Raw genomic sequence first — 22,379 nt, 5'->3', positions numbered from 1 at the left:
CGCGTCACGAATTCTGCTTGCTCTGATCGGTTCGGATTAAGCGCGCGACCCGGCTCGTTGCCAGCCGCGCCGGCGCGACCCGCGCGGTGCGGCTGATCGCGTTCGACAGTGCGCTCGTGCTGCCCGGGTTCGCCCGCGCCGGCCCGCTCATCGCAAAAAAGGCGGCGGAAACCATCAGGAAAGTCTGGATGTTTCTACTGTTCATGCGTACTCCTTGTCTGACTGCCCTGCTGTCCCGAAGCCGAACCGAATGCGCGGCGTTACACGGACACTACTCGCAGGTCGGAGTTTAGACAGTGCTTTTCACTGCGGTTCCGCAAATCTGTAGGCTTTACAGCTTGTTACAAGCGAAACCGCAACAGAAGCGCATTGCCTCCCAAATGCCGCGCAACTACGTCGAACCGGCCAGCAACGCGCGGCGCTCTGCCCGACGACCTTGTGAGACCCCGCTGTTCCGGACCCCACTGCGGCGGGTTTCCACCAGTGCTACCATCGCCTGAAACCCGTCAATATGACGGCCCCGGCCCCAGCATTCACAAGATGCCGGGGCCAGAAAAGTTTTGGTGATCCCAAGCTGAGTGGAGGAGTACACATAATGAATGCCCCGCTAGACGCTGGTCAGCGAGCCTCGCTCGAAGCCGCGTTGTCTTCCGTCACGCTCGACGACAAATACACCCTCGAACGCGGCCGCGCGTACATGAGCGGCATCCAGGCGCTGGTGCGCCTGCCGATGCTGCAGCAGGAACGCGACCGCGCCGCCGGCCTGAACACGGCCGGCTTTATCTCCGGCTACCGCGGATCGCCGCTCGGCGGACTCGATCTTTCGCTGTGGAAAGCCAAGCAGCATCTCGCCGCCCACAAGATCGTGTTCCAGCCCGGCGTCAACGAAGACCTCGCGGCCACCGCAGTGTGGGGGTCGCAGCAAGTCAATTTGTATCCCAGCGCCAAATACGACGGCGTGTTCTCGATGTGGTACGGCAAGGGGCCCGGCGTCGACCGTTCCGGCGACGTCTTCAAGCACGGCAACTCGGCGGGCTCGTCGCGCCACGGCGGCGTCCTCGTGCTCGCTGGCGACGACCATGCTGCCAAATCCTCGACGCTCGCGCATCAGTCCGAGCACATCTTCAAGGCGTGCGGGCTCCCGGTGCTGTTTCCGTCGAACGTGCAGGAATATCTCGACTTCGGCTTGCACGGCTGGGCGATGAGCCGTTACTCGGGGCTGTGGGCCGCGATGAAGTGCGTGACCGACGTGGTCGAATCGTCCGCGTCGGTCGATATCGACCCGCACCGCACGCAGATCATCCTGCCGGAAGACTTCGTGATGCCCGACGGCGGCCTGAACATCCGCTGGCCCGATCCGCCGCTCGTGCAGGAAGCGCGTCTGCTCGACTACAAGTGGTACGCCGCCCTCGCCTACGTGCGCGCGAACAAACTCGATCGCGTCGAAATCGATTCGCCGCAAGCGCGCTTCGGCATCATGACCGGCGGCAAGGCTTATCTCGACGTGCGTCAGGCGCTGACCGACCTCGGTCTCGACGACGAAACCTGCGCGCGCATCGGCATCCGGCTTTACAAGGTCGGCTGCGTGTGGCCGCTCGAAGCGCAGGGCGCGCAGGCGTTCGCACGCGGGCTCGCCGAAATTCTAGTGGTCGAGGAAAAGCGCCAGATCCTCGAATACGCGATCAAGGAAGAGCTGTACAACTGGCCCGACGCGCAGCGCCCGAGGGTGTTCGGCAAGTTCGACGAAAAGGACGGCGCGGGCGGCGAGTGGTCGGTGCCGATGGGCAACTGGCTGTTACCCGCGCACTACGAGCTGTCGCCGGCGATCATCGCGAAGGCAATCGCGACGCGGCTCGACAAGTTCGACCTGCCGTCGGACGTGCGCGCGCGCATCGCCGCGCGCATCGCGGTGATCGACGCGAAGGAAAAGGCGCTCGCGCGCCCGCGCGTCGAAGTCGAGCGCAAGCCGTGGTTCTGCTCGGGCTGCCCGCACAACACGTCGACCAACGTGCCGGAAGGCTCCCGCGCGATGGCCGGCATCGGCTGCCACTACATGACGGTCTGGATGGACCGCAGCACCAGCACGTTCAGCCAGATGGGCGGCGAAGGCGTCGCGTGGATCGGCCAGGCGCCGTTCAGCAACGACAAACACGTGTTCGCCAATCTCGGCGACGGCACCTACTTCCACTCGGGGCTGCTCGCGATTCGCGCGGCGATCGCGTCGAAGGCCAACATCACCTACAAGCTGCTGTACAACGACGCGGTCGCGATGACGGGCGGCCAGCCGGTCGACGGCGTGCTGACCGTGCCGCAGATCACGCACCAGCTCGCCGCCGAGGGCGCGGCGAAAATCGTGATCGTCACCGACGAGCCCGAGAAGTATTCGGCGAACGTCGGCCTCGCGCCCGGCATCGACATCCACCATCGCGACCAGCTCGACGACGTGCAGCGCCAGTTGCGCGAAGTCGCCGGCACCACGATCCTGATCTACGACCAGACCTGCGCGACCGAGAAGCGCCGCCGCAGAAAACGCGGCGCGTATCCGGATCCGGCGCGGCGCGTCGTGATCAACGAAGCGGTCTGTGAAGGCTGTGGCGACTGCTCGGTGAAGTCGAACTGCCTGTCGGTCGAGCCGCTCGACACCGAGTTCGGCACCAAGCGCCAGATCAACCAGTCCACCTGCAACAAGGACTTTTCGTGCGCGAACGGCTTCTGCCCGAGCTTCGTGTCGGTTGAAGGCGGCCAGTTGCGCAAGCCGAAGGCCGCGTCGGGCGTCGCGGGCGACGCGATGCCGCCAGTGCCGACACCCGACCTGCCCTCGATCGACCGGCCGTACGGCGTACTCGTGACCGGCGTCGGCGGTACGGGTGTCGTCACGATCGGCGCGCTGCTGGGCATGGCCGCGCATCTCGAAAGCAAGGGTGTCACCGTGCTCGACGTGACGGGCCTCGCGCAGAAGGCGGCGCCGTGATGAGCCACGTGCAGATCGCGAAGCAGCCCGCCGACATCCACGCGACCCGTATCGCGATGGGCGAAGCGAGCCTCGTGATCGGCTGCGATGCGATCGTGACCGCGAGCGACGAATGCATGTCGCGGATGCAGGAAGGCCGCACGCGCGTCGTACTGAACAGCGCACACACGCCGACCGCCGAGCTGATCAAGAACCCGAACTGGCGCTTCCCAGGTACCAGCACGGAAGCCGACGTGCGCGCCGCCGCGGGCGACGATCACGTGTCGAGCGTCGACGCAAATCACTTCGCGGTCGCGCTGCTCGGCGACGCGATCTACACGAACCCGTTCGTGCTCGGCTACGCGTGGCAGCGCGGCTGGATTCCGCTGACGCATGAGTCGTTGATTCGCGCGATCGAGCTGAACAACGTGCAGGTCGAAAAGAACCTCGCGGCATTCGAATGGGGCCGCCGTGCCGCACACGACCTCGCCGCGGTACGCAAGCTCGCGCAAACGCAAGGGCGCGCCGACGCGCCGGACACCGCTGTCGGCAAGATCATCGCGCTGCATACGCCGAAGGCGCTCGACACACTGATCGACAGGCGCGCCGACTACCTCGCCGCGTGGCAGAACCGTGCGTACGCCGAGCGCTATCGCGCGCTGGTGTCGCAGGTGCGGGCCGCGGAAGAAGCGCTGGATGCCGCCGACGGGCAGTTGCCGCTCACCGAAGCGGTCGCGAAGAACCTGCACAAGCTGATGGCGTACAAGGATGAATACGAAGTCGCGCGTCTATACAGCGACCCGGCGTTCATCGAAAAGCTGAAGGCGACGTTCGAAGGCGACTGGAAGCTGCATCTGCATCTCGCGCCGCCGACGCTGTCGAAGAAGGACGGGCACGGCCATCTGGTGAAGAAGAAGTATGGTCCGTGGATGTTCCGCACGATGCCGCTCCTCGCCAGGCTCAAGTTCCTGCGGGGCACGCCGCTCGACGTGTTCGGCAAGACGGACGAGCGTCGCACCGAGCGGGCGCTGATCGGCGAATACGAGGCGCTGGTGCGTGAGCTGATCGGCGGGCTGAGCGCGCAGAAGCGTGAACTCGCGATCGAGCTTGCGAATCTGCCGGACGGCATCCGCGGCTATGGGCACGTTAAGGAAAACAACCTGAAGGGTGTCCGAATCAAGTGGAACGAGCTGCTGGCGCGCTGGCGTTCGTCAGATGCGGGCGAGACGCAGCACGCTGCTTGATGAGCGTGGTTTTCCGGCGCGCGCCGGTCTGACGGACTGTCTGTCAATCGGCGTGATACCCGGCAAACCGGTATGGCTTGTAAGCAGAAAGGCGACAGTTTTCACGGACTGTCGCCTTTTTTCTCGCCATAAAAACACGCTACGGAACCGGAGTTCCGTAGCGTTTTAGTCAAGGCCGCTTGAGCCGCTTGAGCCGCTTGAGCCGCTTGAGCCGCTTGAGCCGCCACGGCCGCCGAGGCCATCACCGCAGCACGCCAGGCGCCGCCGTTTCGACCTCAGAGAGCCGCGCATTACTTCGCGTTCACCGCCTTGCGCGCGTTAGCCGAAGCCACCGCCGTCATATTGATGATCCGGCGCACGGTCGCGGCCGGCGTCAGGATATGGACCGGCTTTTCCGCGCCAAGCAGGAACGGACCGACCGTCACGCCCTCACCGCCGACCATCTTCAGCAGGTTGTACGCGATGTTCGCCGCTTCGACGTTCGGCATGATCAGCAGGTTCGCTTCACCCGACAGCGTGGTACCAGGGAACGCGGCCTTGCGGACCACCTCCGACAACGCCGCGTCGCCGTGCATTTCACCGTCGATTTCCAGCGACGGTGCGCGCTCGGCGATCAGCTTGCGCGCCGCCGCCATACGCTGCGATGACGACGACGGCGCACTGCCGAAGTTCGAATTCGACAGCAGCGCAACCTTCGGCGTGATGCCGAACTTCTCGATTTCACCCGCGGCGAGCATCGTCATATCGGCGAGCTGCTCGGCGGTCGGCACTTCGTTCACGTACGTGTCGCAGATGAACAGATTGCGGCCCGGCAGCATCAGCAGGTTCATCGCGGCGAAGTTCTGCACGTCGTCGGCCTTGCCGAGCACCTGTTCGATGAAATTCAGGTGTGTGTGGTACTGACCGATCATCCCGCAGATCATGCCGTCGGCTTCGCCCAGACGCACCAGAATCGCGCCGATCAGCGTATTGAACTTGCGGATCGCGGCTTTCGCGACGTCCGGCGTCACGCCTTGGCGCGCGCCCAGTTCGTGGTACGCCTGCCAGCTTTTCTGATAGCGCGGATCGTCTTCCGGATCGACGATCTCCACGTCTTCGCCGCACTTGAGCTTCGAGCCCATCTTCTTCAGCCGCATCTCGATCACCGACGGACGGCCGACCAGAATCGGCTTGGCGATCTTTTCCAGCAGCACGAACTGCGCAGCGCGCAGCACCCGCTCGTCTTCGCCTTCCGCGAACACGATGCGCGCGGGTTGCGACTTGGCGGCCGCGAACACCGGACGCATCACCATGCCGGTGCGATAGACCGTCGTGCCGAGTTCCTCGCGGTACGCGTCCATGTCCGCGATCGGGCGGGTCGCGACGCCCGAATCCATCGCCGCCTGCGCGACGGCCGGCGCGATCTTGATGATCAGGCGCGGATCGAACGGCTTCGGGATCAGGTACTCGGGGCCGAATTCGAGCGAGTGGCCCTCGTACGCCTTCGCGACTTCATCGCCCTGGTCGGTTTCCTCGGCCAGCTCGGCGATCGCGCGCACGCACGCGAGCTTCATTTCTTCGGTGATCGTGGTCGCACCGACGTCGAGCGCGCCGCGGAAGATGAACGGGAAGCACAGCACGTTGTTGACCTGGTTCGGATAGTCCGAACGGCCGGTCGCTATGATCGCGTCCGGGCGCACCTTCTTCGCTTCTTCCGGGCGGATTTCCGGCTCCGGGTTCGCGAGCGCGAGAATCAGCGGCTGGGTGCCCATTTCCGCAACCATCTCCGGCTTGAGTACGCCGGCGCTCGAGCAGCCGAGAAACACGTCCGCGCCGCGAATCGCATCGGCGAGCGAGCGCGCTTCAGTCTTAGCCGCATAGCGCTCCTTCGACGGATCGAGGTTGCCGCGGCCTTCGTAGATCACGCCCTTCGAGTCGGTGACCAGAATGTTCTGTTTCGACAGACCGAGATTGACCAGCAAGTCCAGGCACGCGATGGCCGCCGCACCGGCGCCCGAGCAGACGAGCTTCACTTCGTCGAGCTTCTTGTCGACCACCTTCAGGCCGTTCAGGATAGCCGCCGACGCGATGATCGCCGTGCCGTGCTGATCGTCGTGGAAGACCGGGATCTTCATGCGCTCGCGCAGCTTCTTCTCGATGTAGAAGCACTCCGGCGCCTTGATGTCTTCGAGGTTGATGCCGCCCAATGTTGGCTCGAGCATCGCGATCGCTTCGACGAGTTTGTCCGGATCGGACTCGTCGAGCTCGATGTCGAACACATCGATGCCGGCGAACTTCTTGAACAGACAACCCTTGCCTTCCATCACGGGCTTCGCGGCGAGCGGGCCGATGTTGCCGAGCCCGAGCACCGCGGTGCCGTTCGTGATCACGCCGACGAGGTTGCCGCGCGACGTGTATTTCTGCGCGTCGAGGGGGGTTTCGTGGATTGCCATACAGGCCGCGGCGACACCCGGCGAGTACGCCAGCGACAGATCGAGCTGGTTCGACAGCGGCTTGGTGGGCGTCACCGAAATCTTGCCGGGTTTCGGATTCTGGTGGTATGCGAGAGCGCTTTGCTTGAGTTGTTCGTCCATTTCTAGGCCTGCGAGACGTAAGTAATTGGGCCCGTGGCGCCACACCGTTGCGTCGCCTGGAGCTGCCGGACAGATAGCCGGCCGAGGCGGTTTTCGCTCGCGCCGGTTGGGCACGATGCCTTACCTCGACGAAGAACAGGACGATGTGGGAAGCTTCGCGGGTCGATCAGTGTACACCCCGGATGCATTGATGCACTGAGTGGTTAACAGGACTCGCCACCGGCGAAACAGCCGCTTCAGCATGCTGCAATGCGGCATCGATGCGGCGCCTTGCGGATGCGGTGGCGGCCCCGCGCAACCACGTCGTGCGGCTCTGCACGGGCGTTCATCCGAGCGCGGCGCCGCGCGTGCAGGCAAGGCCGACTGAGCATCACCGTCGCGCGCGACGCGCCTCGTCGGCCGCACCCGTTTCGGGTAAAATAGCCGCCCACGCGCGCAGCAAAAGCCGGTCAGCTCCCGAGCCGGCCGCGGATTCCGCCCAGCATGGCGCGGCATACCTCGCTTGCTGCGCCACCGGGCTCCGCGCCCGCTTCTCCCCCGCTCACTCCGAAGGATCCGCCCATGACAGGCTTCGATCGCCAGACGATCTCCGACACGACCGCCAAGATGCTGCTCGAAGTGCAAGCAGTGCATTTCAACGCGGAGAAACCGTACATCTTCACGTCCGGCTGGGCGAGCCCGGTGTACATCGACTGCCGCAAGCTGATCTCGTATCCGCGCGTGCGCCGCGGCCTGATGGAAATGGCCGAAGCGACGATTCTGCGCGACGTCGGCTACGAGCAGATCGACGCCGTCGCCGGCGGCGAAACCGCCGGTATCCCGTTCGCGGCCTGGCTGTCGGACCGCCTGATGGTGCCGATGCAGTACGTGCGCAAGAAGCCGAAGGGTTTCGGCCGCAACGCGCAGATCGAAGGTTTGCTGACCGAAGGCCAGCGCGTGCTGCTAGTGGAAGACCTGACCACCGACAGCCGCAGCAAGATCAACTTCATCAATGCGCTGCGCACCGCCGGGGCGACGGTGAACCACTGCTTCGTGCTGTTTCACTACAACATCTTCAAAGAAAGCGTGTCCGTGCTGAAGGACATCGACGTCGATCTGCACGCGCTCGCCACGTGGTGGGACGTGCTGCGCGTCGCGAAGGACAACAACTACTTCGACTCGAAGACCCTCGACGAAGTGGAGAAATTCCTGCATGCGCCGGCCGAGTGGTCGGCCGCGCACGGCGGCGCCACCGCCTCGCCGCAGTAATTCACGCAGTGACAAAAAAGCCGCCTGTCGCGAGACAGGCGGCTTTTTTGCGTCGGCGCCGCTTAGCCGGACAGACCAGGGACGAACTCAGGACTGGCCGGCTGCGTCATCCGCCGCATGCGACAACGAATTCATCAAGCCATTGCTTTGCGCATACTGAAACAGTTCGGAATCGCGGTCGATGCCGAGCTTGCGCATCGCCGTATTTTTCTGCGTGCTGATCGTCTTGATGCTGCGATTCAACAGCGTGGAAATTTCCTTGATCGTCAGACCGGAGACGAATAACCGCACGACCTCGAGCTCGCGCGGGGACAGCATCGTCTCTGTCTTCTTGCCGCGCGAATTTATCCGCAACGCATCGAGCGCCGCCTTCACCGACGGACTCATGTATTCGAGGTTATGGCTAACGCGCTGGACTGCGACGCCGATATGGCTCATGTCATCCGATTTGTTGACGACCGCCGTTACGCCGAGTTCGCTGAGCCGTTTGAGCAGCGCGGCGTTCTCAAGCATCGTCAGCACGACGATCGGCAAGTGCGGAAAATTGCGGCGTAGATAGTCGATGAGCTGCAGGCCGTCGCCGTAGCGACCGCCCGGCATCGCGAGATCGGTGACGAGCACGTCGCAGGCTGTGGTTTGCAGCACGCTGACGAGTTCGGTGGACTGCCGCGCGCGCCCCACCACCTGCATACCGGGAAACTTGAGGAGCGCATGTTCAGCGCCGAACAGAATGACGGGATGGTCATCCGCAACCACGATCCTGACTAAAGATTGCATCGCCCTCCTTCGTATGGATAAACCGGCCTCAAAACTTGCAACGCTCTTTGCCATGCCGCCCGCCAACGAACAACAGGCAGCAAGGGCGCTGCGACAATTCTTCGCACTATAGCCGATTTCCTATCTGCTAATTCCGCGAGCCGCGCGCAGCGATCCAATCGCAAAGCTGGTGTTAGACTTGATTCGAGTTGGGGCACGATCAAGGACAACGACCCTCGCGAGGACCTCGCCTCGCGTGCTGACAGGAGAACCGGCACATGCGCGCGCGTTGCCTGGTTGTTTCGCTGGCTTCACCGTGGCGGCGCCAATCGCTCGCCGTCTGCGCGATGCTCGGGCTTGCACTCGGCGTCGTGCACAGCCCTCGCGCGCGCGCCGACGGCACCTTCACGCTGACGAGCGCGAACCTGCGCGCGGGCGGCACGGTGTCCAACGCGCAGGTTTTCGATCAGAACGACTGCAAGGGGGCAAACCATTCGCCCCAACTGACATGGCACGACGCGCCGGCCGGCACGCGCGGCTTCGCGGTCACGATGTTCGACGAGGACGCGCCGGGGCGCGGGTGGTGGCACTGGGCAGTCGCGGGCATTCCGCCCACCACCCAGAGCCTGCCGGAGAACGCGAGTTCATCCGGTTTCCTGAAGAAGCTCGGCGCGGTCGAAGCGCGCAACGACTTCGATACCGACGGCTACGGCGGCCCTTGCCCGCCGCCTGGCAAACCGCATCGCTACATCATCACCGTCTATGCGTTGAACGCGGCCGATCTGCGGCTCGCGCAAGGACGTCCCGCGCTGATGTTCGACCATGAGATCCGCACGGCCGCGATCGGCAGCGCGCGGCTGGTCGTCGACTACGGGCGCTAGTGGCATTCGCAACAGCCATGCTCGTGTCACTTTCGGCGCGCATCGTCGTTTTTTCGCGCGGTATCACGCGAGCGTGGCCGTGAGGTCTTAAAATGTGCGGTTCAGGCGCGGGGCGCGCCGCCGTTTTCAGCGAGTGAGATCGAGATGAGCACGAAAGTTTTTGTCGACGGACAGGAAGGCACGACCGGCCTGAAGATCTTTGAATACCTGTCGCAACGCGCTGATGTGGAAATCCTGCGTATCGAAGAAGCGAAGCGCAAGGATCTCGACGAGCGCCGTCGTCTCATCAACGCTTCGGACGTCACGTTCCTGTGCCTGCCCGACGTCGCGTCGCGCGAATCCGCGTCGCTCGTCGAAAATGCGCACACCGTGCTGATCGACGCCAGCACCGCGTTCCGCACCGCGGCCGACTGGGCCTACGGTCTGCCGGAACTGGCTCGCGCGCAACGCGAGCGTCTGCGCTCCGCCAAACGCATCGCCGTGCCGGGCTGTCACGCATCGGCATTCGTGCTCGCGATGCGCCCGCTCGTCGAAGCCGGCGTCGTCGCGCCCGAATTCAACGCGCACGCGTACTCGATCACCGGCTACAGCGGCGGCGGCAAGAAAATGATTGCCGACTACGAGGCCGGCGGCAACGACCGGCTGAAGAGCCCGCGTCCGTATGGGCTCGCCCTCGCGCACAAGCATCTACCGGAGATGGCCGCGCATACGGGGCTCGAGTCCGCACCGATCTTCACGCCGATCGTCGGTGATTTCTACAAGGGTCTCGCGGTCACTACCTATTTCTCGCCGAGCCAGTTGGCCAGGAAGGCGACGCCGCAGGACGTTCGGGCGGTGTTCGCCGACTACTACGCGGGCGAAGCGTTCGTGCACGTCGCGCCGTTCAACGCGGACGCGAATCTCGATAACGGCTTTTTCGACGTACAGGCGAACAACGACACGAACCGCGTCGACCTGTTCGTGTTCGGCAACGAAGAGCGCTTCCTGACTGTCGCGCGTCTGGACAACCTGGGCAAAGGCGCGTCGGGCGCGGCGATCCAGTGTATGAACCTGGCGATCGGCGCTGATGAAGGTTACGGCTTGAAAAGCTAAAACGAAGCGCGCCGCGAACTCTGCGAGCCCCTGTTTAACTGTCCTCGTCGTCGACAAGCCGGTCTGCACAGACCGGCTTTTCTGTTTGCAGGGCGCGAACCTGATTCACGACGAAACCAGCGTCGCCGTCGTGGGCGCCTAGGTTCGATCCGGGACTCGCGTACAACATCGCCGGACATGAGGGAGACGGCCCGAGCCGGGGAGGATTCCCACGGCGACTAGGGCTCCCGCAAAATTGGAGGCAAAAAAAAGCCCGCCTAAGTTGGCGGGCTGAATCCATATCAGAGGAGACATGGAGGAGACAAAAACAATTCTAGCAAACCCCGTGGTGCGTCGCAACATACAAATCAGGGTTGACCCTCGATGTTGCGAAAATACAACGGTCACATCCGCCTCTACGTTGCCCTCCATGCTGAACCGAAAAGCGTCTAGTGACGCACCAGCGCCATCATCGCGCCGAAACCGACGAACACGCCGCCCGTCAGCCGATTGAACGCACGCGCGACGCTGCGGCTCCGCAGCTTCGCGCCGATCCGCGTGCCGAAACCCGCGTACACGAGATACCAGCTCACCTCTATCGCCGCAAACGTGGCAACCAGCACGCCGAACTGCGGCAGCTTCGGCTGCGTCGCGTCGATGAATTGCGGCAGCAGCGCGGCCGCGAACAGGATCGCCTTCGGATTGCTGCTGGCGACCAGAAAGCCGTTGCGAAACAGCGCGAAACGCGAGCGCGCCGGCCTGCGCGCGAGTTCGTCGACGTTTTGCGCGACGGCTTCGTCAGCCGGCGCGCGCCACGCCTTGATGCCGAGGTACACAAGATAGGCCGCGCCGATGATCCGCAGCGCGTTGAACATCGCCGGCCACGCCGCCAGAAAAACCCCGAGCCCCGCCGCCGACACCGCCAGCATCAGCACCAGCGCCGACAGGCAACCGGCCATGGTCGCGCTCGCGCGGCGCAGGCCGTGCTGGGCGCCATGCGTCATCACGAGCAGCATGTTCGGACCGGGAATCGCGGAAACGACGAAGACGGTGGCGACGAACAGCCACCAGGTATGCAGAGTCATCGGAATTGACAAGGGAAGAGAAATCGGGCGGCTATTATGCCTCGCCCATCCGCCGCGGCAGTATGCGGCGCGGGAAAACGCATCATCGGGCCACGCGGCCCGCGAACCGTCGCCGGTGCCGCGAATCGATCCGGCCGCCTGGATGCGCGACGGCCACGAACACGCGCTCGCGCACCAGGCACCGCCCATCACGCATCACGCACCCGGCACCACGGACGCCGCACCGGCATCACCACTGCCAGCGCGCGCCGCAGCCGCAACCGGTAGCAACGCCCAACGCGAGGACGACGATCAACGACCAGCGCGCCGCGCCGCGACCTGCCCCAGCACCGCGAAATCCTTCTCGCCGTCGCCATGCGCGATCGCTTCCATCAGGCTGTCGCGCACCACGCTCGCGACCGGCATCGGCGTCGTCACCGCATCGGCGGCGGCGAGCGCGAGACGCACGTCCTTCAGGCCAAGCCGCGCCTTGAACAGCGCCGGTTCGAAACGCTGATCGGCGATCAGCTTGCCGTAGCCCGAGTACACCGGTCCGGGGAACAGGCCGCTCGTGATCACGTCGAGGAAGTCCTGCATCGCGAGCCCGTGGCCCGTCACGAGCGCGGACGCTTCGCCGAGCGTCTCGATCGCGGCGCCGAGCATGAAATTGGCGGCGAGCTTGATCACGTTCGCCTGCTGCGGCAGCGAGCCGATGCGCCAGGTCTTCTGCCCGATGACGTCGAAAATCGGCCGAATCCGGTCGATCGATTCGGCCGGTCCGCCCGCGACGATCGTCAGCTTGCCCGCGGCCGCGACGTCGGGCCGGCCTAGCACCGGCGCGGCGACGTAATGCACGCCGCGCGACGCGTGCGCGGTCGCCAGTTCCTCGGCGAGCGCAACCGAGATGGTCGCCATATTCGCGTGGATCAGCCCGCGCGGCGCATGCTCGAGCAGCGATGCGGTGATGACCTCGCGCAGCGCGTGATCGTCGGCGAGCATTGAAAACACGGCATCGCCGGCAAACGCGTCGGCCGGCTTCCCGACGACCTGCGCGCCCAGCTCGACCAGTGCCTGCGCCTTTTCGGGCGAGCGGTTCCACACTCGCACCTGGTGCCCGGCTTTCAGAATGTTTGCAACCATCGCGGCACCCATCTCGCCGAGCCCGATAAAACCGATGTCCATCTATCGCTCCGTCTTCCAAAGAACCCGAAGTAAAGCACACTCATGCGACACGCGCAGGACAACCCGCAACAAAAACCGGTGCGATACTGCCGCATGGTCACCGCGACATTCCGCTTCTACGAGGAGCTGAACGACTTTCTCAGCCGGCCTCTGCGCCGGCGCGAGTTCGCTTGCGCGTGCGCGCGCGGCGCGACGACCAAGCACATGATCGAGGTACTCGGCGTCCCGCATACCGAAGTCGAGCTGATTCTCGTGAACGGCGAATCGGTCGATTTCAATCACCCGATCGCGGACGGCGAGCGCATCGCCGTCTATCCGAAGTTCGAAGCGCTGGACATCCAGCCTCTGCTGCGCGTGCGCGAGAAGCCGCTGCGCGTGATGCGCTTCATCGCCGACGCGCACCTCGGCGGGCTTGCGCCGCTGCTGCGGCTGGCCGGCTTCGATACGCTTTACGACAACCACTATCCCGATGCCGATATCGAAGCGCTCGCCGCCGCGCAACAGCGCATCGTGCTGACGCGCGACCGCGAACTGCTGAAACGCCGCAATATTACGCACGGTTGCTACGTGCGCGCGCTGCGGCCGCGCGAGCAATTGCGCGAAGTGTTCGATCGGCTGGATCTGGCGGGCAGCGCTCGGCCATTCCGTCTATGTCTGATGTGCAATGCGCCGCTGCGGCGCATCGCTCGCGAGGACGCGGTCCCGCGCGTGCCGCACGGCGTACTGCAACGGCATAGCCGCTTCGTCACCTGCGATGTATGTCAGCGGGTCTTCTGGGAGGGCACGCACTGGCAACGGATGCGTGCGTTGATGGACAGCGTGTCCGGCGGTGCGCCGGAAAGCCGCGGCTAATACAGGCGCTCGCGGGTCCGGCGGGCTGCGTACAATGCGGACTTGTTTACCTGGCAGAGACCTTTGATATGACGATGAAAAAAGCCGACCTTGAAAAGAACAAGGCGCTAAAACTGAACAACGCGCTCAAGCAGGCCGCCGTGCCCCGCGGCGGCAAGGGTGCCGCAGTCGAGCCGAAAATCGACCGGCGCGAACAGCGCAAACTCGATCAGGCGCAGGGACTCGTCGCCTTCGCGTGCAAGCTCAATGGCGAGCTGGTGGAACAACTGAAGACGCGCGCTGCCACACATCCGGATGGCCTGAACGGGTTGCTGGACGAAGTCATCCGGCGCGGGCTCGCGGGCTGATCGTTTGCGCAAAGACGCGCAACAAACGCGCGCAACCCGCATCAACGCAAAAAGGCCAGAGCGCGAGCTCTGGCCTTTTTGCTGGCAACGCCATTCGTCATACCGGTTCAGATCGGCCGGCTAGCGGCACGATAAAACACGCCGGTACGCCGCGCCCGGCTAACGGCCGCGAACTTAGTTCGTTGTGCCCTTGTCGTTGGTGCCGGCTGCCGAAGCTGCCGAGGAAACCGGAGCGCGCTTGCCGTGGGTCTTCAGTTGCTTGACGTGATGATGCTTCTTCGGTGCGCTAGCAGCGGTTGCCGCCGCAGTTGAGTCGGAAGCTTGTGCGAAAGCCTGAACGGAAACCAGCGCGAAAGAAGCAGCTGCGAGCGAGACGATAACTTTTTTCATGTGTTGTTCCCCAAACCTGACGACTGATCAATGTGAGATGAAAACCGCTACTCGGTAGAGCAGGTAGTACTTCGAGGCACCTTGCGCTCCCCGCGGGAGAGTATTACCCAAGCGTAGGCGGTTTGTCATGCGCTAAACCCGATATGTATTTTCTGAGAGACAGCTTGCTTTCGCGACGCTTTCACGCATCTGGCATCCCATACCAGGGACAACACCGAGTCGTCGTTGCGACGTCATATACGACGTCATGGTCATCGAGGATCGCGACCCGCGCGGTCTCCTGCACGACCGCGATATGCGTGAAGGAACGGCTGCACGGTGCGCGGCAATCGCGCCGAATTGGGATACGACGGCTGAGTCGCAGCGCGTGATCTTCAGCATGGAAGGCGTGTTCGCGGCGTTCGCGGGCTGGCTCGTACTAGCGGAGACGCTGACGGGCCGCGCGCTGTTCGGTTGCGCGCTGATGCTCGCGGGCTTGATCGTGTGTCAGGCGTCGCCCGGACGGAAACGCAGCCGGCAACAGCGTGTGCGGCAGGCGTCGTGAGCTACGCGGCCAGCGGTGGCGCAGACCGATTCGGCGTATCGGCGGTCGGCGGGAACACGCACCAGCAACCGTCGTCGTGACGAAAGAAGAACAGAGCCCGGCCGCTTTGTCCCGATGATGTCTCGACCCGCACATAACGCCGCCCGCGCACGCGCGTGCGGCTGAATTCCGTCACGTGAACCGGCTCGCAGGGCGCCGGCGAAAGCCATTTCTCAACCAGAAACCGCAACGACCGTTCGCTCGCCGATCTCATGAGCGGCTCCGGAACAACTTGTCCTGGTAAGGGTCGCGCGTCGATTCTGGGCTGTCGCCCTCGGTTGCGTTAGCGTCCTCGTCGGCCTCGGCGGCAGCCAGCGCTATTTCCCGACTGGTCGCGGCGGCGCGCAACGTGCTGCAATGGGCCGAATGCCGAAGGTCCGAGAGAAGACGGACTAACTGTCGTGCTGATCTGCGTTTCATAACTCCCCCGCACTGCACCAGGAACCTTATAAACCACTTTAACTTTATGCCTGTTTGGTCTTGGGCCAAAACCGTTTCGACGAAATAGCAACAGTTGCGTCTGCAAAAAGAAGACGGGCAATCTCCGCCCCGTGGTTTCAATGTGCGCGTCCGGCGGGCCAGAGTATGTGCGCGACCGCGCGCTTCGCATCGCGCGAATTACCGGGACAGCGCGACGGTCCGCACGGTTCCGAGTTCCTGTGACATCGATGCGGCGGAGCCTTTCCGCTTATCTACAGAGCGCGTTGGCCGTTATCAACTATTGCTACGTATAACGACGGGCGAATTGAAACCGCCTGAATTAAAGGCTGATCAGATTGCGATCAGCCCGAGTCCCGCGGAAGCTGCGCAGGCATCAAGGGGCAAGGGTGGGGCCGCTCGCGGGTTCGATGGCTGCCGCCTGGCCGATTGGCCCGGACAGTCGGGGAGCCGCCGTCGACATGGTGACCTGCACGGGGGCCGGCGCCGTCATGTTGACTGGCGCCGCTGCTGTGGCTTGCGCCACCGTCGGCGGTGTTGTTGGCTCAACCATGGCAGGGCTTGTTATCTGGCCGGGTGTGGGCGTCGTCAGGACTGCAGCCGCAGGCATCGCTACCGGCGCCTGTGTGAGCGCCGGCGTCGGTATTTGCACCGCCGCGGGCGTCGTTGGCTGACCGGGCGCTGGAGCCGGAGCAGACGGCCTCTGAATCGGTGCTGACATCGTGAGAGTCAACGGCGCCGCTGCAGGCATCGGCATCTGTTGAAACGCAGCCGGCGCGGTCGCCGGCACCGGTTCAGGCATCGGTTCAGGTACCAGCGCGGGCGTCGGCGCGGGCACAGGCAGCATCCGCGTCTCGATCGCGCTAGTCGCGACGGGCTGCGTGCGCACGACCGTCTGCAAGTAATGATCGACGAGCCCGAAGAACCGGTCGTAGAACTTGCCCGATGGAATCGTCTCGCTCGATATCTTCACCATCGCGTCGCTGTTCGAGCGGATCGGCAGCGACAGCGAACCGAGCACGCTCAGCCCGACGCTCGCCGAGGTATCGCTTTTCTTCAGCGCGAAGCCGTTCTGCACCGCGTTCACATAGACGATGCTGGTATCGGCCGCCTCTTCACCCGGCGTACAGACGACGTGAAATTCGACGACCACATGGGTATCGCCAGTCGGCTGGAAGTTCTTGGTGCCGTCGACGGTATCGGGGCGCGCCATCGTCGTCAGATAGCCTTGGCTGAGTAGCGCGCGGCGCGCGGCTTCGCAGCTATCGGTGGTGCTCGAATTGAAGTTCCGCGCGTAAGGGCTCGCGCCGGTTTCGAACATTTCCTGCGTGAGTTTGGGTTGCGGCGTGCTGCTGCATGCGGCGAGCGCCAGCAGGCCGAAGACGGCCGCGGCGGTGGTTCGGAAAAACGGGGTCTGCATGATGGCTTGCAAGAAGCGCTGAATGAGCGCGAACGGGAATGCATTGTAGTGCGGGCAGCGTGAGGTGCGTAAAAAACGTGCAGCGTCCGCGCGACAACCTGTTACCGTGCACCGCGCGGAAATAATCCGGCGGACAGCGCGGCGCGCCAGCCGTCCGTCAGTCACGCAAATACGCGTGCGGTCGCTCAGATCAATTCGATGCAGTGCGCGCGGCGCCAGTGACCGAAGCCGGGTTCGGCCCCGGGCTTGATGCCGATCCCGCCGCGGAAGACGCAGCCGCCCCGCTCGCCGCGCGCGGACCGGCCGCCGGCACGCTAAACGCGTCGGCCCACTGGTTCGCACCACTGCAGCGATCTGCCTCGCACGATGCCGCCTGCCCCTGCGCATGCTGCGCATCGTCCGGCGCGGGGGCGACCCCCGAGAAGTCCTCGACGCGCAGGCTCACCTTGCGCGCATAGGCAACAGAGCCGCCGTAACTCTTTAGCGCGGCGTTCACGTCGCCGTTGGCCGAGCGCATGTAGCCGTAAAGAATTGCCGAGCCAGCCTCGATATTCGCACTCGGCTCGGTCAGATCCTTGACGTTGCGCAGCAGCCCGCGATGCGCCTGCGGGACGACCTGCATCAGGCCTGTCGCGCCGTTGGGACCGTGGGCCTTTTCCTTGAAGCGGGATTCGATCGAGATGATGGACAGCAACAGCGCGGGGGGGAGAGAGTACTTGGCGGCGGCCGATTGCACGGCGTCGGAGATCTTTTGAGCTTTGTCCTTCGCCAAACCGAACTTTTGCGTCAAGTACGCAGATATTCGGTCGGTCCTTTCGTCGGCCGCGGCGGTTTGCGCGAGTCCGAGCGAAAGCACGATCAGGCAAAGTAACCGGCTCATGACGGAAGGTCGGGTGGCGATGATTCGCGCATTATAGCCCCGCGTCATCGGCAAGCTCCGCCAGGTCGCCATTTTTGTCTTTAAAATCAAGGATGACCAGAAGTTGCCCCATTAAAGATCCTTCTCGCCCTCGCGTCACGGTAATCGGGCGGTATCGCGAGGTGCGCCAGCGCATGTCCTATCTCACCGACCGGTGCGCGCGTATAGCGCGTGGATTTGAGACAATCCGCGTTTCCCGCGCGCGATGGCGCTGTGCGAGCACCGGCAGCGACGCCCTCTTTCGAGCGCTCGCCGGTCCAATGAACAGCCGATGTTTTCAACGATGAGCAAGACTGCGTTTATTCCCAGCATCCCCGGCACGTCGGAGGACGACTTTGATGTGTCAGCGACCGCGAAAATGGCCGGCTACCGCCGTTTCTACGGCGTGTTGAAGGTCGTGCGCACGACCGACGGCCGCGTGCTGTTTCCATTCGACGGCGCGCCGGAATTCGGCCCTCACTCGACACGGCTTGAAGCGATCGCGGCCGCCCAGGTGTACGGCGAACATATCGTCGCCAGTGATCTGGCGCGGCCGGAGTTGTAGCAGAGGGCAGCCGCCGCTGGTCACAGCGCCGGGGCCCGCTGCTTGTTTAATCGACTAAAGCCGTTCCGCTCTTTCGGAACGCGGCCGACGGAGAACTCGACGATTCGGTCGGCGAGTTCTTCTCTCACGGGGCGCAATGCCCAGACCGGTCGGGAGCACTGTTGATTTCGGTCAACGCTGCCGTTCAATTTCCGCTTTCGCGTTCCGGTTGGCAGCCTTAGCCCGGGAGCACGCTTGCGTCGTTTTAGGATCCAGCTAGCCGTGAGTGTCGACCCAGGCACGGGCCAAGATGGCCCGACAGCGCGTGCCTCGTCCCCGGTCTCACAGGTGGCGAGCGCGCCCGAGCCTCCAATCAGCTTCGCGCCGGACCTGATAGTTCCGCTGGCCTCGTAGCGCCCATCCCGCGGAACTGCGTGTCCGCACCGCATAGCCCTTGTAAACCTCAGACCGCATCGTCGACATCCTTTCAGCTTGGGTCGTTGGTGATTCAATGGATATCCTGAGGTAATGAGGCAGCGCTTGTTCCGCAACGACGTGTTAAGGAAGGCTCCATGCTGAAAACGGTTCTGACCAAACACCTTGCGATCGCTTACGACGAGCAAGGCAGCTCGTCAGGATGGCCGGTAGCATTGCTCCATGGCTTTCCCTACGATATCCACGCCTACGAGCAAGTCGGTCAACGCCTGGTAGCTGCGGGTGCTCGCGTCATAACGCCCTATCTACGCGGTTACGGCGCGACCCGTTTTCAATCGCTGACAACCATGCGCTCCGGCCAGCAGGCGGCGATGGGAGCGGACCTGCTGGCTTTGCTCGACGCGCTGACGATAGACCGGGCCCTGCTTGCCGGATACGACTGGGGCGGACGAGCAGCGTGTGTCGTCGCCGCGCTTTATCCGAAGCGAGCCGTAGGCTTGGTGTCTGCGAATGGTTATGCCATCCAGAACATAGCCGCTGCTATGAAACCCGCAGACCCCGAGGAAGAGCGGCGCCTTTGGTATCAATTTTATTTTCACGGTGAACGGGGAAGAGCTGGGCTGACACAAAATCGCCGCGAGTTATGCCGCCTGCTGTGGTCACTGTGGTCGCCATCCTGGCACTTCGATGACGCAACGTATGCCAGGACCGCAGCTGCGTTCGACAACCCCGATTTTGTGGAGGTCGTCATTCATTCGTACCGGCATCGGTTCGGGCTGGTCGCCGGTGACCCTGAGTTCGAAGAGATGGAGCGCCGTCTGGCCTCTTTGCCATCGATTGACGTGCCCACAATTACTCTTGAAGGCGATACCGACGGCGTCACACAGGTCGGTGCAGGGCTTGCAGAGTTGAAGCGCTTCACTGGTCGCTATGAGAATCGTGTGGTGTCTGGCGTGGGACATAACCTTCCTCAAGAGGCTCCGGATGCCTTTGCAAAGGCAGTCATTGACGTCAATGGCTGGACAGCTTGATGTACCGGAAGCCGCTGCCCATCGCGCTCTCCCGTGCTGATGCATCTGAGCGGCCGGCAGTCCGGAGCTGTATCGAGCAAGGCTATTGAGCAAGGAGCGGGTCCCTCTATGGGCTCCCGCATCCGAGCACGGCGAACGCCGAGCGCGTTGCATTTTCTTGGGCGAGAAAGCACGGGCCAACCTATCCATCAAGACCAGCGCCAACAATCTCGATGCGGCGCGCGACGATCTTCTGAATGCGGTGGCGGCGCTAACTTAGGAGCGCTCGCACATTGAGGGACGCTTTCGTTGCGCGCGCGGCTGCCAGGCGGAACGTGGCGCGACGGGAGCGTACAGATCAGGGGGCGCGAAGCTGGCAGGGGCGGCGATGCAGGGCAGAGAGGCAGAACCGGCGGGAGGAGCTGGTGCGGCTGCGGAAGACCCGGCACCGAAGCCCGCGGCCAACGGAGGGGACGATTTTCCCGCCTTTGATACGTTTCTTGGGTGCCGCGCCCTAGTTCTATTAGTTTCCCTTAGGCACCGTCCCGCCTAGGTTTGCGGGCGGTCCGAATGCCTTAAGGAGAACTTCGGCAGTGAGTTTTAAGCAAAACTATTAGAACTTGCCAGATGCAAGCACCCAACCCGCCTGATCACTCGACCGTGACCGACTTCGCGAGATTGCGCGGCTTGTCCACGTCCGTGCCGCGCGCACACGCGGTGTGATACGCGAGCAACTGCAACGGCACGACATGCAGGATCGGCGACAGCACGCCGTAGTGCTCCGGCATCCGGATCACATGCAGGCCTTCGTCGTTGACGATCTTCGTATCCGCATCGGCGAACACATAAAGCTGGCCGCCGCGCGCGCGAACTTCCTGGATATTCGACTTCAGCTTCTCCAGCAGCGCATCGTTGGGCGCGACCGTCACCACCGGCATCGCTTCGGTCACGAGCGCGAGCGGCCCGTGCTTCAACTCGCCAGCCGGATATGCCTCCGCGTGGATATACGAAATCTCCTTGAGCTTCAGCGCGCCTTCGAGCGCGATCGGATAGTGCATCCCGCGGCCGAGGAACAGCGCATGTTCCTTCCGCGAAAACTCCTCCGACCACGCGATGATTTGCGGCTCCAGCGCCAGCACGCTGTTCAACGCAGCCGGCAGATGGCGCAACTGCTTCAGATAGCCCGCTTCCTGCTCGTCGTTCAGGCGTCCGCGCAGCTTGGCGAGTGTTGCCGCCAGCGTGAACAGCGCGACCAGTTGCGTGGTGAATGCCTTCGTCGACGCGACGCCGATTTCGCGGCCGGCGTGCGTGAGGAACGCCAGTTCGGTCTGCCTCACCATCGCGCTGGTGGCGACGTTGCAGATCGCGAGCGTGTGCGTATGGCCGAGCGCCTGCGCATGCTTGAGCGCGGCGAGCGTATCCGCGGTTTCTCCCGACTGTGAAATCACCACCACCAGCGACTTCGGATTCGGCACCGACTCGCGATAGCGGTACTCGCTAGCGATCTCCACCTGGGTCGGAATCTTCGCGAGCGATTCGAGCCAGTACTTCGCGGTGAGCCCCGAGTAGTAGCTGGTGCCGCACGCGAGAATCAGCAGGCTGTCGACGTCCGCGAACGCCATTTCCGCGCCGTCGCCGAAAATCCGCGGATCGAATGCATCGGTTTGCGGAATGGTGTCGGTAATCGCACTCGGCTGCTCGAAAATCTCCTTCTGCATGAAGTGCCGATACGGGCCGAGTTCGACCGCGCCGCCGTAAGCCGCCACATGGCGCACCTCGCGCTGCGCGTCGTTGCCGTCGCGATCGGCGATGCGCACGCCGTCGAGCGATAGCTCGCAAACGTCGCCTTCCTCGAGGAAGATAAAGCGCTCGGTGCTGCCCGCGAGCGCCAGCGCATCGGACGCGAGGAAATTCTCGCCGTCGCCGAGGCCGACCACGAGCGGCGAACCCTGGCGCGCGCCGACCACCGTGTGCGGCTGGTCCTTGTGCAGCACCGCGATCGCATACGCACCGTGCAATTGCGCGATCGCCTCGCGCACCGCCCCAAACAGATCGCCGCGATACAGACTGTGGATCAGGTGCGCGATAACCTCGGTGTCGGTCTGTGAGAAGAACTTGTAGCCCTTACCCCGCAGCTCTTCGCGCAGTACTTCATAATTCTCGATTATGCCGTTGTGTACCAACGCGAGTACGTCTTGCGAGAAGATCGGATGCGCGTTGTCGGTCACCGGCGCGCCGTGCGTCGCCCAGCGCGTATGCGCGATGCCCGTCACGCCTGCGAGTTCGCCGTCGCGCACCTGACCTTCGAGGTCGGCGACGCGCGCGACGCTGCGCGCGCGGCTCGGTCCGTTCGCGCCGAGCACCGCGACGCCGCACGAATCGTAGCCGCGATATTCGAGGCGACGCAGTCCTTCGATCAGGACCGAGACGATGTTACGTTGCGCAACCGCGCCGACAATACCGCACATGGTTTATTCCTTTTCAGTGCCGAAT

General features: G+C 63.7%; 17 protein-coding genes and 2 pseudogenes. 9 read left to right on the top strand and 10 right to left on the bottom strand.

The genetic code is table 11. The annotated features are described in order from the left end of the window. Window positions 1–4: 4 nt before the first annotated feature. Window positions 5–205: a hypothetical protein gene (locus tag VGH68_RS16790; RefSeq protein WP_331604778.1), complete on the bottom strand. Its 201-nt coding sequence runs from the start codon at window positions 203–205 to the stop codon at window positions 5–7. A 390-nt stretch (window positions 206–595) separates the two neighbouring features. Here VGH68_RS16790 and VGH68_RS16785 point away from each other — a divergent pair. After that, window positions 596–4,194, top strand: a pseudogene (locus tag VGH68_RS16785) (indolepyruvate ferredoxin oxidoreductase family protein). Between the two features lie 290 nt (window positions 4,195–4,484). Here VGH68_RS16785 and VGH68_RS16780 read toward each other — a convergent pair. Then, on the bottom strand, window positions 4,485–6,767 hold the full coding sequence (locus tag VGH68_RS16780) for an NADP-dependent malic enzyme (protein WP_331604777.1): 2,283 nt from the start codon (window positions 6,765–6,767) through the stop codon (window positions 4,485–4,487). A gap of 561 nt (window positions 6,768–7,328) precedes the next feature. Here VGH68_RS16780 and VGH68_RS16775 point away from each other — a divergent pair. Further along, window positions 7,329–8,015 (top strand): orotate phosphoribosyltransferase, encoded by a 687-nt coding sequence (locus VGH68_RS16775; RefSeq protein WP_331604776.1) that lies wholly within the window; start codon window positions 7,329–7,331, stop codon window positions 8,013–8,015. Window positions 8,016–8,102: 87 nt separating this feature from the next. On the opposite strand, the gene VGH68_RS16770 is transcribed toward VGH68_RS16775, so the two are convergent. Next, entirely contained in the window at window positions 8,103–8,792 is a 690-nt protein-coding gene (locus VGH68_RS16770) for a response regulator (protein ID WP_331604775.1), read from the bottom strand. A gap of 257 nt (window positions 8,793–9,049) precedes the next feature. Between VGH68_RS16770 and VGH68_RS16765 the strand changes: the two genes are divergently transcribed. Then, window positions 9,050–9,652: a YbhB/YbcL family Raf kinase inhibitor-like protein gene (locus VGH68_RS16765; protein WP_331604774.1), complete on the top strand. Its 603-nt coding sequence runs from the start codon at window positions 9,050–9,052 to the stop codon at window positions 9,650–9,652. A gap of 144 nt (window positions 9,653–9,796) precedes the next feature. After that, entirely contained in the window at window positions 9,797–10,744 is a 948-nt protein-coding gene (argC, locus tag VGH68_RS16760; RefSeq protein ID WP_331604773.1) for an N-acetyl-gamma-glutamyl-phosphate reductase, read from the top strand. Between the two features lie 428 nt (window positions 10,745–11,172). On the opposite strand, the gene VGH68_RS16755 is transcribed toward argC, so the two are convergent. Together VGH68_RS16755 and VGH68_RS16750 are read right to left on the bottom strand one after the other, a co-directional pair. After that, window positions 11,173–11,808 carry a LysE family translocator gene (locus tag VGH68_RS16755; protein ID WP_331604772.1) on the bottom strand — a complete coding sequence of 212 codons (636 nt, stop codon included), beginning with the start codon at window positions 11,806–11,808 and terminating at the stop codon, window positions 11,173–11,175. A 291-nt stretch (window positions 11,809–12,099) separates the two neighbouring features. After that, window positions 12,100–12,969, bottom strand: a complete 870-nt coding sequence (locus VGH68_RS16750) for an NAD(P)-dependent oxidoreductase (protein ID WP_331604771.1) — start codon at window positions 12,967–12,969, stop codon at window positions 12,100–12,102. A gap of 93 nt (window positions 12,970–13,062) precedes the next feature. On the opposite strand from VGH68_RS16750, the gene VGH68_RS16745 reads away from it, so the two are divergent. Beyond that, complete coding sequence (locus VGH68_RS16745) at window positions 13,063–13,821, top strand: Mut7-C RNAse domain-containing protein (protein ID WP_331604770.1); 759 nt, start codon at window positions 13,063–13,065, stop codon at window positions 13,819–13,821. 68 nt (window positions 13,822–13,889) lie between these two features. Then, a complete protein-coding gene (locus VGH68_RS16740) occupies window positions 13,890–14,168 on the top strand; it encodes a hypothetical protein (protein WP_331604769.1) in 279 nt (92 codons plus the stop codon). 174 nt (window positions 14,169–14,342) lie between these two features. On the opposite strand, the gene VGH68_RS16735 is transcribed toward VGH68_RS16740, so the two are convergent. Next, window positions 14,343–14,558 carry a hypothetical protein gene (locus VGH68_RS16735; protein ID WP_331604768.1) on the bottom strand — a complete coding sequence of 72 codons (216 nt, stop codon included), beginning with the start codon at window positions 14,556–14,558 and terminating at the stop codon, window positions 14,343–14,345. A 367-nt stretch (window positions 14,559–14,925) separates the two neighbouring features. Between VGH68_RS16735 and VGH68_RS16730 the strand changes: the two are divergent. Then, window positions 14,926–15,102, top strand: a pseudogene (locus tag VGH68_RS16730) (EamA family transporter); the annotation flags it as partial. 1 nt (window position 15,103) lies between these two features. Here the strand turns inward: VGH68_RS16730 and VGH68_RS16725 are convergent. The 3 genes from VGH68_RS16725 to VGH68_RS16715 form a co-directional block, all read right to left on the bottom strand. Continuing rightward, window positions 15,104–15,355 carry a hypothetical protein gene (locus VGH68_RS16725; RefSeq protein ID WP_331604767.1) on the bottom strand — a complete coding sequence of 84 codons (252 nt, stop codon included), beginning with the start codon at window positions 15,353–15,355 and terminating at the stop codon, window positions 15,104–15,106. Between the two features lie 600 nt (window positions 15,356–15,955). Beyond that, complete coding sequence (locus VGH68_RS16720; RefSeq protein ID WP_331604766.1) at window positions 15,956–16,999, bottom strand: DUF2242 domain-containing protein; 1,044 nt, start codon at window positions 16,997–16,999, stop codon at window positions 15,956–15,958. Window positions 17,000–17,189: 190 nt separating this feature from the next. Beyond that, window positions 17,190–17,879, bottom strand: coding sequence for a lytic transglycosylase domain-containing protein (locus VGH68_RS16715; protein WP_331604764.1), 690 nt, complete (start codon window positions 17,877–17,879; stop codon window positions 17,190–17,192). A gap of 322 nt (window positions 17,880–18,201) precedes the next feature. Between VGH68_RS16715 and VGH68_RS16710 the strand changes: the two genes are divergently transcribed. Further along, window positions 18,202–18,462 (top strand): DUF6723 family protein, encoded by a 261-nt coding sequence (locus VGH68_RS16710; protein ID WP_331604792.1) that lies wholly within the window; start codon window positions 18,202–18,204, stop codon window positions 18,460–18,462. A 551-nt stretch (window positions 18,463–19,013) separates the two neighbouring features. Next, a complete protein-coding gene (locus VGH68_RS16705) occupies window positions 19,014–19,907 on the top strand; it encodes an alpha/beta hydrolase (RefSeq protein WP_331604763.1) in 894 nt (297 codons plus the stop codon). Between the two features lie 629 nt (window positions 19,908–20,536). On the opposite strand, the gene glmS is transcribed toward VGH68_RS16705, so the two are convergent. Next, window positions 20,537–22,354 (bottom strand): glutamine--fructose-6-phosphate transaminase (isomerizing), encoded by a 1,818-nt coding sequence (gene glmS / locus VGH68_RS16700; protein WP_331604762.1) that lies wholly within the window; start codon window positions 22,352–22,354, stop codon window positions 20,537–20,539. Between the last annotated feature and the right edge of the window lie 25 nt (window positions 22,355–22,379).

The organism is Paraburkholderia sp. (genome assembly GCF_036488505.1).
Taxonomy (GTDB): domain Bacteria; phylum Pseudomonadota; class Gammaproteobacteria; order Burkholderiales; family Burkholderiaceae; genus Paraburkholderia.
Note: the sequence above shows the minus strand (reverse complement) of the source record. Positions and strands in the feature narration are given on the sequence as shown.